The 13,129-nt window shown below is 40.3% G+C and carries 10 protein-coding genes; 6 read left to right on the plus strand and 4 right to left on the minus strand.

All coding sequences use genetic code 11. The features are described from left to right. Positions 1 to 6 precede the first annotated feature (6 nt). Positions 7 to 1,116 carry an S-(hydroxymethyl)glutathione dehydrogenase/class III alcohol dehydrogenase gene (locus ACMX3D_RS16065; protein ID WP_482746894.1) on the minus strand — a complete coding sequence of 370 codons (1,110 nt, stop codon included), beginning with the start codon at positions 1,114 to 1,116 and terminating at the stop codon, positions 7 to 9. A gap of 227 nt (positions 1,117 to 1,343) precedes the next feature. On the opposite strand from ACMX3D_RS16065, the gene ACMX3D_RS16070 reads away from it, so the two are divergent. Together ACMX3D_RS16070 and rimM are read left to right on the plus strand one after the other, a co-directional pair. Beyond that, the gene (locus ACMX3D_RS16070) at positions 1,344 to 2,627 is read left to right on the plus strand and encodes a valine--pyruvate transaminase (protein ID WP_482746895.1); all 1,284 of its coding nucleotides are present in this window, start codon (positions 1,344 to 1,346) and stop codon (positions 2,625 to 2,627) included. A 76-nt stretch (positions 2,628 to 2,703) separates the two neighbouring features. After that, positions 2,704 to 3,360 carry a ribosome maturation factor RimM gene (rimM, locus tag ACMX3D_RS16075; RefSeq protein ID WP_482746896.1) on the plus strand — a complete coding sequence of 219 codons (657 nt, stop codon included), beginning with the start codon at positions 2,704 to 2,706 and terminating at the stop codon, positions 3,358 to 3,360. Here rimM and ACMX3D_RS16080 read toward each other — a convergent pair. Both ACMX3D_RS16080 and ACMX3D_RS16085 read right to left on the minus strand, forming a co-directional pair. Next, the gene (locus ACMX3D_RS16080) at positions 3,343 to 4,359 is read right to left on the minus strand and encodes a serine/threonine protein kinase (protein WP_482746897.1); all 1,017 of its coding nucleotides are present in this window, start codon (positions 4,357 to 4,359) and stop codon (positions 3,343 to 3,345) included. The two genes, rimM and ACMX3D_RS16080, sit on opposite strands and share 18 nt — an antisense overlap. Positions 4,360 to 4,638: 279 nt before the next feature. Continuing rightward, positions 4,639 to 5,529, minus strand: coding sequence for an alpha/beta fold hydrolase (locus tag ACMX3D_RS16085; RefSeq protein ID WP_482746898.1), 891 nt, complete (start codon positions 5,527 to 5,529; stop codon positions 4,639 to 4,641). Positions 5,530 to 5,858: 329 nt separating this feature from the next. Between ACMX3D_RS16085 and ACMX3D_RS16090 the strand changes: the two genes are divergently transcribed. Beyond that, the gene (locus tag ACMX3D_RS16090) at positions 5,859 to 7,871 is read left to right on the plus strand and encodes an S-layer homology domain-containing protein (RefSeq protein ID WP_482746899.1); all 2,013 of its coding nucleotides are present in this window, start codon (positions 5,859 to 5,861) and stop codon (positions 7,869 to 7,871) included. A 147-nt stretch (positions 7,872 to 8,018) separates the two neighbouring features. Here the strand turns inward: ACMX3D_RS16090 and ACMX3D_RS16095 are convergent, their stop codons facing one another. Further along, on the minus strand, positions 8,019 to 9,035 hold the full coding sequence (locus ACMX3D_RS16095; RefSeq protein ID WP_482746900.1) for a mechanosensitive ion channel family protein: 1,017 nt from the start codon (positions 9,033 to 9,035) through the stop codon (positions 8,019 to 8,021). A 237-nt stretch (positions 9,036 to 9,272) separates the two neighbouring features. Between ACMX3D_RS16095 and ACMX3D_RS16100 the strand changes: the two genes are divergently transcribed. The 3 genes from ACMX3D_RS16100 (at position 9,273) to ACMX3D_RS16110 (ending at position 12,501) form a co-directional block, all read left to right on the plus strand. Next, entirely contained in the window at positions 9,273 to 10,190 is a 918-nt protein-coding gene (locus tag ACMX3D_RS16100) for a histone deacetylase family protein (protein ID WP_482746901.1), read from the plus strand. A gap of 241 nt (positions 10,191 to 10,431) precedes the next feature. Beyond that, positions 10,432 to 11,571 carry a glutamate--cysteine ligase gene (gene gshA / locus ACMX3D_RS16105; RefSeq protein WP_482746902.1) on the plus strand — a complete coding sequence of 380 codons (1,140 nt, stop codon included), beginning with the start codon at positions 10,432 to 10,434 and terminating at the stop codon, positions 11,569 to 11,571. A 468-nt stretch (positions 11,572 to 12,039) separates the two neighbouring features. Beyond that, the gene (locus ACMX3D_RS16110; RefSeq protein ID WP_482746903.1) at positions 12,040 to 12,501 is read left to right on the plus strand and encodes a tRNA (cytidine(34)-2'-O)-methyltransferase; all 462 of its coding nucleotides are present in this window, start codon (positions 12,040 to 12,042) and stop codon (positions 12,499 to 12,501) included. The last annotated feature ends 628 nt before the right edge of the window (positions 12,502 to 13,129 follow it).

Below are 13,129 nucleotides of genomic sequence, written 5' to 3' on the forward strand. Positions count from 1 at the left end.
ATCAACCTAAAATGTCACTACACTGCGAATAGATTCGCCTTTGTGCATTAATTCCAAAGCGTGATTAATTTGTTCAATTGGCATAACATGAGTAATTAAATCATCGATATTTATCTTGCCATCCATATACCAATCAACAATTTTCGGTACATCTGTGCGTCCTCTTGCACCACCAAAAGCTGAACCTTTCCACACTCTTCCTGTTACTAATTGAAATGGGCGAGTGCTGATTTCTTGTCCTGCACCAGCCACACCAATAATTACGCTGACACCCCAACCTTTATGGCAGCATTCTAATGCTTGACGCATAACTTTGACGTTCCCAATACATTCAAAAGTATAGTCAGCGCCACCTTTGGTTAAATCAACCAAATAACTAACTAAATCACCCTCAACTTCGTTGGGGTTAACAAAGTGCGTCATCCCAAACTTTTCGGCTAAGGCGCGTTTGTTGGAATTAATATCTACCCCCACAATCATATCGGCTCCTACCATCCGCGCTCCTTGGATCACATTTAAACCAATACCACCCAAGCCGAACACGACAACTTTTGCGCCTGGTTCTACCTTGGCTGTATAAATAACTGCACCAATACCTGTGGTTACACCGCAACCAATGTAACAAACCTTGTCAAAGGGGGCATCTTCTCGAATTTTGGCGACAGCAATTTCTGGTAATACTGTGTAATTGGCAAAGGTGGATGTACCCATGTAGTGGTGAATCATTTCGCCACTGATACTAAACCGACTTGTACCATCGGGCATTACGCCGCGTCCTTGAGTAGCGCGAATTGCTTGACAGAGATTGGTTTTGAGGCTCAGACAATATTCACACTGGCGGCATTCTGGGGTATACAGAGGAATGACATGATCTCCTGGTTTGACACTGGTGACACCAGCACCCACTTCGACGACTACACCAGCGCCTTCATGACCTAAAATTGCCGGAAACAAACCTTCAGGATCAGCCCCAGAAAGAGTATAGGCATCAGTGTGACAAACTCCCGAAGCTTTAATTTCTACTAAAACTTCTCCAGCTTGTGGCCCTGATAATTGCACAGTTTCAATAGTTAACGGCTTACCCGCGCCATAAGCTACTGCTGCTTTAACTTCCACGCCTTAACTCTCCTGTATATAAGTTTCATTAATAAGCTTTTATGAGTTTATATCGGAGGATGGTTGTAATATCTTTTTTAATTTTTGCTGTAGATTAACTAAAATTGCATTTTCTTGTGAGATTGGTACATTAGTTACAGGCGGCAAACTTGGAAGATGATATCTATCAGCCGCACAACTTTCTTAATTTTGTCAACCCCTCAGTTACTTCTAATTGTACAAAGCTTATGAACCCTGCCCTAACTAAAATTGGCGCTCAAATGTCCAACCTAACTGGTGTACGAGCGATTATGAAGGACATTGTAGAAACGTTACAAGCAAGTGGGGGGCAGGAATTAATTAATTTGAGTGCGGGAAACCCGTTGATTTTGCCAGAGGTAGAACAGTTGTGGCGGGATGCAACAGCAGAACTTTTGGCTAGTTCTGAATATGGGGAAGTTGTTTGTCGTTATGGTTCAAGCCAAGGTTATGCGCCATTAATTGAAGCGATCGCTAAGGACTTCAATCAGCGCTATGGTTTAAACTTAACTCCTCGCAATATCTTAATTACTCCCGGTAGCCAAACCCTCTATTTCTACGCTGCAAATGCCTTTGGTGGCTACACTAGCAATGGTGAACTGCGGCAAATTGTTTTACCCTTGAGTCCCGACTATACGGGTTATGGTGGTGTGTGCTTGTTCCCGGAGGCTTTAGTTGCTTACAAACCAACTCTGGATATTGATGCAGCTAACCATAAATTCAAATATCGCCCCGACTTTAGTCAATTGTCAGTGACCGAGAAAACTGGCTGCATTATCTTTTCTCGTCCCTGCAACCCCACAGGTAACGTAATGACAGAGGATGAGGTGAAAAAAATTGCCGCCTTAGCTGCAACTTACAATGTACCTGTATTGATTGATTCAGCTTATGCGCCACCTTTCCCGGCGTTAAACTTCACCGAGATGAAGCCAGTGTTTGGCGAGAACATTATTCATTGTATGAGTTTGTCGAAAGCCGGATTACCTGGGGAACGCATTGGTGTAGCTATTGGTGATGAAAAACTTATTCAAGTTCTGGAGTGCTTCCAGACAAATATGTGCATTCATCCCTCACGCTATGGACAGGCGATCGCCGCTCGTGCTATTAACTCTGGTAGTTTGGTAGAAATTTCTGAACAAGTTATTCGTCCTTTTTACCAGAAGAAGTTTACAGTTCTCGAAAATACCTTAGAAGCTGCTATGCCCAAAGATTTACCTTGGTTCCTCCATCGAGGCGAAGGTGCAATCTTTGCATGGTTGTGGTTAAAAGATTTACCCATTACTGATTGGGAATTTTACCAAGAACTTAAAAAAGTCGGGGTAATTGTGGTTCCTGGTAGTACCTTCTTCCCTGGTTTGAAGGAAGAATGGCAACACAAACACCAATGTTTACGCATTAGCTTGACTGGCAGTGATGATGAGATTGTAGCTGGAATGCAACGTCTAGCCAAAGCAGCCGAGCAAGTTTATCAGCGTGCGGTGGTGAGTGCGTAAGAAGGCAGAAGGTAGAAGGCTGGAAGTTTAAAAACTTCCAGCCTTCTGCCGTGCTTTACTAATTGGATAGATAGGAATGAATAGCGAAGAAACGAAAAAACACAAAGGAAATAGAAAAGCACAGGGCAATACAAACACCCAAAAAACTCAATCCCCGAATGCTAATCCAAAATCTAAAATCCAAAATCTAAAATTAGATGATTGGTTAGAAATTGGGAAAATTGTTGCCCCTCAAGGGTTGGCTGGGGAAATGAGGGTTTATCCTGAAACTGACTTTCCTGAACGCTTTGAAGTGCCAGGAACACGTTGGATTTTGCGTCCTGGTGATATAGAACCACAACCCATAGAATTATTGAGTGGTCGTTACTTAGAAGGCAAAAATTTATACGTAGTTACCATAGCTGGGGTAGAAAATCGCAACCAAGCAGAGGAATTGCGTGATTGTAGATTATTTGTACCCGCAAGCGATCGCCCCGAATTAGGTGAAGATGAATATCATGTTGTCGATTTGATTGGCTTGGAAGTTTATCTCCAAGCATCCGGTGAACTGCTAGGGAAGGTGGTAGATGTCATCCCGGCTGGCAATGATTTACTAGAAGTGGAATTAATCGCCAGTGAGAAAGGACAAAAAAAAGTTTTAATTCCCTTTGTTAAAGAAATTACACCAGTTGTAGATATAGAAACTCGGCGCGTTGAAATTACACCGCCTCCAGGTTTATTGGAAATCAATTAAAGATGTGCTTTCTTCTAATTGCTGGGCTGCACCACCCTGTTGGGAAAATACTAACGTTGTGACTGCTACTCCAAGCATCCCAAGTACGGCTAAAGCAAACATGGCTGTGCGTTTTTTCAACTTCATCGCAGCCAGTAAAATTTCGATAACAGAAGCATTACCAGTAACTGGAATTGACCTAAGTGCTGCTAAAGCAACAGCTGCATTCGGATAACGATTTTTCCTGTTAGGCTGCACCATTGTAATTAACCATGACTGAAAACGTGGATTTATATCGTGTCCTAACTTAGGAAATTGTAAGCTGCTATTACTCACAAACTTACCCATATTCACAGCATGGGTATTGGTGAGTAAGCAAATTAAGATTACCCCGACACTATACAAATCTGAAGCCTGTGTCAAAGTATCACCAAACTGTTCTTCTGGGGGAATAAAACCAGGAGTACCTGCGGATAAGGTAGTCAAAGCTATTTTTGCACTTTGTCGGCGAGCCAAACCAAAATCTACCAAATAAGCGTTGAGTTGCTCATCAACTAAAACATTTTCTGGTTTAATATCTCGATGGATAATTGGGTCAACTTGCTGTTGTAAATAAACCAAAATTTCTAAGAGTGAGATTGCTATCTGCTTGACTTCTGTTGGAGAAAAACAACGTTTTGTCCCTAAACACAAAGCATTTTTATACTCTTGCACTAAATAAAAGTTTTCTGCTGTGGCAAAAGAATTTATGTAGCGGGGAATACGCGGATGATCAATTTGCTGCAAGATGGCAATTTCGCATTCGTAGGCTTTTGAACCTGACCAGTCAGCAGTTTCATTGGCAAAGCTAAACTGTTTAATTACTACTTGTTGTTGAGTTTTACGAACACTAGCTAAGTAAGTAATGCGTCCAGCTTCTTGATTTTGTCCCAGTTCTCGAATAACTTGATAGCCTTGCTGAGAAAAATCTGCATAGTGACTTACGGGAATTGTCCCTTTATTACGCACATCAAGCTCCATTACACACCACCTGAGTTTGATTTTGTCAAGGTGCCATAAGAATAAAAGGTACCCACCCGGCAAATAAAGTATGAAGGATGAAGTATGAAGTCTGAAAGATAAACACCAAAATTAGAGGATATCTGAAAACTTTTTGATGTTGTATTCAAGACTTGTTATACCAATTTGAAAAATAATTGCGACAGATGGAGTGCTGAAAAGCTTACCAACAAACCCTTTCACAATCCAAAATCCAAAATGGTATTAGCATTTCATACTTCAGACTTCATACTTTACACTTCAGACTTGTGTTAACCAATCAATCATTTGGGTGTTGACAATTTCTGGAACTTCATCGTGGGGACAATGACCGGCATTAGGAATGGGAATAATTTTAATATCTTTACCATTCGCTCGCGCCTCTTCGTAAATCTTCGCCCCAGTGATGGGTGTCCAGGGGTCATCAGCGCCCCAAATCACTAACAGTGGACGTTCAACTTTGGGTAAAAGTTCCGCTGGACTAGGGCCAGGAGGCGCTGTGAGGATGGAAGCAAAAACTTGTTGCGCTCCCGGATCGCAAGAGGGAGTATAAAGTAAATCAACTAATTCATCAGTAACAGCAGCCCGGTTGCGGTAAACCTGGTATAGGGTGCGGCGAATTTGGGATTTTTGGCGAATGCGGTTAAAGACAAATTTACCAGTGAGCGGCGATCGCACCACGCGATTAAATGTTGCCATGACAATGCGTAACGGTGGGTTTAATTCGTGAGGACGATGACTCAAACCACCCGCCGAATTAATCAAAACCCCACCAGCGGTAATTTCTGGATGTTCTGTCAATACTATCAAGCTTATAAGTGCGCCAATGGAGTTACCAATAAACACCGCAGGTTCTTGAATGTGCGCCGTCCAAAAATCTTTCAGTAGTTCTACCCAAATTTCTACACAGTAATTTAGCGGCGGTTTATCTGAACCTCCAAAACCCAACAAATCCACTGCATAAACTTTGTAACCAGCATCAGCTAACACCGGGATATTTTTGCGCCAGTGTCCAATAGAAGCCCCAAAGCCATGAACTAGTACCAAAGGCTTGCCTGTACCCATGACAGTGTATTGAATTTTATGCCCCTGCCAAGTCCAAATTAGTTTGTCTAAATCTACTGAAACTAATTGCTGGGTTGTTAAAGTCATTATTAAGATTCCTAAACTATTACTTCATATAGTAAAGTCTAGAGAATTTCGGGCGAAATGCTATTTTTAAACGACTTCCAGTTAAGTTGCGGTCTTGAGTAAAAAATTAACATATCGCAACAAGAGAACTACGTAGACTTACATATAGTCATTCATCCCCTGTAATAGCAGTCACAGAGCTAATTCTACAGTTCATGCAAGTTGCTACAGAAGTTGGTTAAGTCAGACTATGAGTAAATTTGCCATGTTAGTTTCATCTACACAAAGGGATTAATAGGTCAAGAGAATTCATCTTCTCTTCACTTAATAGCCGATTGGTACGGTGTGAGATGAAACACAAAAAAACTCATTCTTTAGCTCATTTGAGCAAAGTTATTGTTGCTGCAACTTCTGTAGCAATGTTCTCTCCAATTTTTTCCGCATCCGCAGCTCCTCGGTTCTCTACCACCGTCGCACAAACACCTGTTAACTCTATAAGTCAACAACTGTTAGCTGATGAGTTAGCCGCCAACGAATCAAACTTGCCAGAATCAGTCAAAGTTGCTGTTTTACAGGCTATCTCTGAGCGCACAGGTTCAGATATGTCAGCTTTACGTGTCGTTAAAGCTCAAAAGCAAACTTGGTCTGATGGCTGTTTGGGTTTAAAAGCAGAAGAAATCTGCTCTCAAGCTATAGTACCTGGTTGGCATGTAGTAGTTGCCAACGCTAAGCAGCAAGTTTGGGTATATCGGACTGATGAGTCTGGAAGTGTTGCCAAATTTGACGAGGAGTCTACCCAGACGATTACAACTGCGATCGCCCGTCGAGAGACCAGTACTCGTCAAACTAGTGGTAGTGTTATTCGGCGAACTACAATCGCGCAACGCAGCACCCAAGTCAGCGCTGCTCGTACATCTGTCAAAGGGAAAAAGACAGGTTTTAGCTTAGCTATTTTGCAACCATCTGGTGACTTTTCCGAAGTAATTGCCCGTGTTTCTTTAAAATCCAAACGCCACAAGAACTACCTCAAAGAAAGGTTTTTAGGTGATTACAAATACAAACTGAAGCACAAAGCGAAATTCGTTAAAGGTATTAAAGCAGGCGATCGCGTAGTTGTTAGATTATACGATACACAAAACCGCTTTATTGGTTACAGCGAATTTGAATGTTTGCAAGGATTCAGCAGCGTTAACTTAATTTTGTCTGCTAATCCCACTGAATATCAGGTTGTCCGTACTGTCTACGGAGTTGATGCTGACGAAGACGGCACAATTGACTCTGGTAGTAGCACCTACGACTACTTCACCCAAGTTAGCGACCAACGAGTAACTTTCCTTAGCAGTTCTCAAACCGTTAACGTTAGCCAGTTCCAGACAGAAAGTTTCTCATCAGTTGCCACAAATAGCGTTTACCCAACTTCCTTTAGCAGCGGTAAATATGCCTTAGTTCGTCAAACAATTAGCAGTTTTAGCTACAACTTGGCAGAAGCTTTAAAAGCAGAACCCGGTCGCTTAGTAGAACTCAATGAAGTCAGCGATGATGATAGTTCTACTTATGACATCGGTCAGATGATGATGAGTTACCGGGAAATCGGCGTAGCCCAAGGTATCCAAGTTAAGTTTAGCGATGTTTCGAGCAACCACTGGGCTAACGATTTTATTGCAGAGTTGGCAGCTTTGCAAGTGATTCAAGGTTTCCCCGATGGTACTTTCCGCCCCGACGAACAGGTAACTCGCGCCCAATTTGCGGCGATGATTAGCCAAGCCTTTGAAAAGGTCAATATTCGTCAGGCCGTTAGTTTTAGAGATGTATCTACCAAATATTGGGCTTACAGTGCCATCCGTGATGCTTATTCTACAGGCTTTTTAGGCATTTCTGGTAATAAATTTAACCCCACTCAAGCCTTATCTCGTCTGGAAGTGCTGCTATCACTAGCACGCGGACTAAACTACACTTTTAGCGGTTCCACAGAGTCAATTTTGGCAGCTTACTCTGACGCTGCGAGTATTCGTAGTGATGTCCGAAATGCGATCGCTGCACTTACAACCAGAGGTATTATCGTCAATTATCCTAATGTTCAAACTCTGAATGCTGATAAAGTAGCAACTAGAGCTGAAGTGACTGCTTTGATATATAAAGCGTTAGTCAGCACTGGTGAAGTAGCAGATATATCCTCTCAGTACTCTGTAGAACAAACACAACAGCAAGCCGAGGTTGAGGAAAGTAGTGAAAATGAAGGTGGCAAAATCCGCCGTCATTGTAACCAAGGAATTGGTAACGGTTCTGAAGGTTGTGACCCTGGTAATTCTCACCCTCACGGTGGTAGTAACGACGAAGGTGGTAGAACCCCTGGAAGAAGGTAAGACCAAAGTTTTGTAGAAACGCTATTTATCGTCTCTACCAATGCACAGTAGGATAAAACTCAATGGTAAAAGATATCAATCATATTTGATTGCTTATCTTTTACCTTATTTTTTAAGTATTTTTCATTTCTTTTCTAGCCCATGTTTTTAATTGCTATTATTCTGCACATAAACATCCCTAATGGGAAATGGAATAGAAATTCCTAATTCTTGATAGCGTTTGTGCAATTTCTTCACAAATAGATGCTTACCCATCCTTTGATCAAAGTATTCGCTTACCCGCATATAAAGAGTAAAATCTATACTAAAATCACCAAAGGTATGAAATCTAATGTAGGGTTTATTTTCCATTAATTCAGGTGCAATCTCTTGCATTACCTCTTTGGCTACTTCTACAGTAACTTTTTCTACTTGCTCTAAATCACTGTCATAACTTACCCCAACATTCATTGTTAAAGTAATTTCTTTAGCAGGCAGATGATAGTTGGTAAAAATTGCCGATGCCAATTTAGAATTAGGAACAATCACCACATTATTTGAAAGCTCTTTAATAGTGGTATTACGCCAAGTAATGTCTGTAACATAACCTTCATGCCCTGCATCTAATTTTACATAATCTCCAGGTCTAACTTGTTTGGAAATAATTAAGTAAAACCCAGCAAATAAATTTGCTAGTGTATCTTGCAGTGCTAAACCAACAGCAATACCACCTACACCTAAAGTTGTAACAATAGGTGTAATTTGTACACCTATTGTTTGTAAGATAATTAATATTCCTAAGCCTAAAACAGCAGTTTTGGCGAGATTAGAAATTAGTGAAGCTGAAATTCCTTCAGCTTTCCGAATAAATAAATTAACAAAACCAGCAGTTAGCCGTGCAAAAACTAAAGTAACTGAAAATAGAAAAATAACAGTGATAATTTTTTGGATAACAATCTTCAAATCTGGATTGAGATTAGGAGCAGCTACTAAAGCAGATGAAACACCAACTAATACAAACCAAACAAAGGCTACTTGATGTAAAGCGTGAAAAATTATCCTAGCCCCAGGAATATGTTTTTGCACTATAAAATTTTTCAGCTTGGGAAACAGAATTTTTTCACAAATTAATCCAACTAGCAAACTGACGAGAATAAATGCTATTGGCAAAATCCATTGCATCATAACTATTTTTGATCAGAAATGGTCAATGTTTTGGCAAATTTTCTATATGAATAATACTCTGTTAGTGAACAATAATTTGCATAAATTTTGATTTTGTATAAAAATGTAAGTTATTTTGACTGATAAACAGTATAGGTAAATTTAGAATAAGTTGTATCTTCCAGGTAGGGTGTTTTGATTATTTTTACCTGATTTTTAGGTGTAATTGACCTCAGATTATGGTTCAAAAGAAACAACATGGACTTGCCAATTATTTATCATCCAGATTACATTGCTCCACTGCCTGAAGGACATCGCTTTCCGATGATTAAGTTCCGGAAATTGTACGAATTGCTATTATCTGACGGCGTAGCACAAGCAGAACAGTTTCACACTCCACAACGTCCATCCCAAGAGTTGATCGAATTAGTTCATACACCAGATTACGTTAACGCATATTGTGAGGGAACCCTAGACTATAAAGCACAACGTCGAATTGGATTACCTTGGAGTCCAGAGCTAGTAAATCGTACCTGTGTAGCGGTTGGTGGTACAATACTTACGGCTCAAATGGCTTTAAGTCAAGGTTTAGCTTGCAATACGGCTGGCGGTACTCATCATGCCTTTCCCAATTATGGGTCTGGTTTTTGTATTTTCAATGATTTAGCGATCGCTGCACGTGTTTTGCAAAAACTTGGACTTGTCCAGAAAATCTTAATTGTAGATTTGGATGTTCATCAAGGAGACGGCACGGCCTTCATATTCGCGGATGATGAAAGTGTTTTTACTTTCTCGATGCACTGTGAAGTGAATTTTCCCGGTACAAAACAAAAAAGCGATTTGGATGTTCCCTTACCTGTGGGAATAGAAGATGAAGCCTATTTACAAATTTTGGCAAGTTACTTGCCAGATTTGTTATCAGATGTCAAGCCTGATTTAGTATTTTACGATGCAGGTGTTGATACTCATATCGGCGATCGCTTGGGAAAATTGGCCTTAACTGATACTGGTCTTTTCCGTCGAGAAATGCAGGTTTTAAGTACCTGTGTCAGTGCAGGCTATCCAGTAGCCTGCGTCATTGGTGGTGGCTATGCAGATGATATGAATTCTCTGGTATGGCGACATTCTTTGCTGCATCGTGCAGCTAGTCAGGTATACCATCAATTTCGACTCTAAGGAAAAGACAGAATAACTTTAGTACGGTTTTTTCAACCTAATGTAATACGTGAACCTCCATACCAAGATAGAAATAAAATTTATACTTTTATATTAAGTATTTACTAAGGAATAAAAAAAATAGTTTGTCGTTACAAATGTTTCGCTAAAAGATTCTTAACGTTTAGATGACGACAAACTTGATACAGAAAATCGTCTAATTCGATACAATTAATAGGCTGGGAGAGCCAAGGAGAAGTAAGTGGTACTATTAAAAGGCTTTGAGATTGAGATGTACACTGGTACACCTCAAGGTGAAATTATTGGTCTCTCCGATAAGATTGTTGCCGACTTGAAGGGGTTTGTGCGGGAACCAGATAGTCGCAATGTGGAGTACACAACTAATCCATCCACAAGTTACGAAAATCTCTTGTGTGCTTTGTTGCATCCCCGACGAGAGTTAAGAAAGTACCTCCAGCGGTTGGGTAACTACACTTTAATTCCAGGAAGTACGCTGTCTTTAAGTGGGGGCGATCGCTTCTTTCGTTCCGATCCAACTAATCCTTATCATGACTATATTGAGCAGACCTACGGCACAAATGTCGTGACTGCCAGCGTTCATATCAACATAGGCATTAGTGACCCAGAAACATTAATGCGGGCGTGTCGGCTAATTCGCTTAGAAGCCCCTTTGTTTCTCGCTCTCAGTGCTTCATCGCCCTTTTTTAATGGCAAAGCCACAGGCTATCACTCTACTCGTTGGGGTGTTTTTCCCCAAACTCCGTCCTACGTACCACTATTTACCAGCCATGCTCATCATATTCAGTGGGTAGAAGAGCAGTTAGTTGCTGGGACAATGCAAAATGTTCGGCATTTATGGGTGTCGGTGCGACCAAATGGCGATCGCCGTCCTCATGATCTAAATCGTCTAGAACTACGAATTTGTGATTTAGTTACCGATCCCATTGCTTTACTCGCAATTACCGCCTTGTTAGAAGCGCGTTTGTTGCAGTTAATAGAAAATCCCGATTTAGATCCCTTAACTAACAGTATTTTCTCGCCAGAAGAACTAATTGCTCTTACCACTAACAATGAAACAGCCGCCGCTAGTGCAAGCCTTGATGCCCAACTCAGGCATTGGCAAGATGGCAGAACCATTTTAGCCAGAGATTGGATTGCTGAACTATATCAAGAAGTTTGGGCGATCGCCAAACAACAAGGCTTTAGCTGTTTCCTTTCTCCTCTACATAAAATCCTGCGCGAAGGTAATGAAGCCCAACAATGGCTACAACTGCATAGCGTAGGGTTTGACTGTCAGCGTGTTATCACCCAAGCTATTGTAGCTACACAAGAACGCGAAATCGAACTAGAAAACAAACTCTGTTCATCTTTGCTGGCTTAATCAAGCATTGAGGTTAGATAAGCTATTGCGTATCTAAGCTTGCCTGCTTTTCAGGTTGACTGTTGACTGCTTACGGTTAACAGTCAACGAACCTCATAATTGATTGTGTAATTTGAAAGCTACTATTTGCCAGTATTTAGTACCCAATACTCAGGCGTTAACTATATCTAGCCCATGACAACAACTTATGGTTTCATACGTAAGGTAGATTTTCTTAAATTAGCCAGCAAATAACTTCAACGCATCTTAACAATTATGTTCTAAAAAAACATAGTAATTTTGTCTGTAAGTTCATAAAATACACTCTCCAAAGATTTTTTTGGAAAAATTGACTATTTTTTGTTTTGAAAAACTAATCGATGTAAATTACTGAATAGTTATTAATAAAACCTATCGATAACCTCTATCTTTTGATAGATTTTGTCTTGTCAATATAACTTTTTATACAATATCTCAGTTCAACAGACGATGCCTCAGGTAGTTTTAGTAAATCCGCAAATTCCCCCTAATACAGGTAATATTGCGCGTACATGCGCTGCTACAGGTACAGAATTACATTTAGTCGGGCCATTAGGGTTTGAAATTAGCGATCGCTACCTTAAAAGAGCCGGGTTAGATTACTGGCCTTACGTGAAACTGCATTATCATGAGTCACTGACAGCTTTTAAAAGCTTACATCAACAACGTGGGGGCAGATGTCTCGGTTTTTCTGTCAGGGGTAGTTCAAATTACACGCAATTTCAGTTTGATGCCAATGATTGGCTACTGTTTGGTAGTGAAACTACAGGCTTATCTCCAGAGGCCTTATCAATTTGTGATACAACCTTGTACATTCCCATGTTTGAACCTGGAGTTCGCAGCCTCAATCTTTCGGTAAGTGTGGCTGTCGGATTGTTTGAAGCTCGTCGGCAACTAGGTTATTTAGTGTAGTTTGTTATCAAACCCTTCATAAGTATTTATACTTATGAAGGGTTTGAAATCACCTGAAAACTAGATTTTCGCTAGATTAATAATTTTACATCATTACAGGCAAATTGATTTTTTTATACTATAATTAGTTAACTTTAAGTACATTTGCTGAAAAAAACTCATTCACTAGGTAGCTTTAATATAAGAAATTTATATATTAAATTTCTGACTATACCAAATTTAAATGATAGATTTTGGTGAATTTCATTCGCCTAGTCTCAGGAAATAAAAGGCTTAAAACCTATACGCATAAGGCATTTGTACTATTGTGTCCGAATAAGTATATTTCAGGAGGACAAAAGTACTTGAGAGTTTGTACGGTTGTCTTTTAGGGAATAATCAACGTAAAGTCTCGTGTTGGGAAGACGGATCAAGGAGAAAAACCTTGAAGATATCTACAGCAGGAGGCATCACTTTTATAGAAGTCATAGCAATTAAAATTGCTGACAATAAAAGCAGATTCGGCTAATATCAACTTTTCCCATCCCAGCGAGTAAAGTAAAGTAGGCGCTGACAACTGTAAAGAGCAAAAGTTCTAGGGTGTGAGGAGTGGAGCGGACAAGTAAGCACAGCAACTTTATGTTTTGCT

The organism is Anabaena sp. TISTR 8404 (assembly GCF_056847745.1).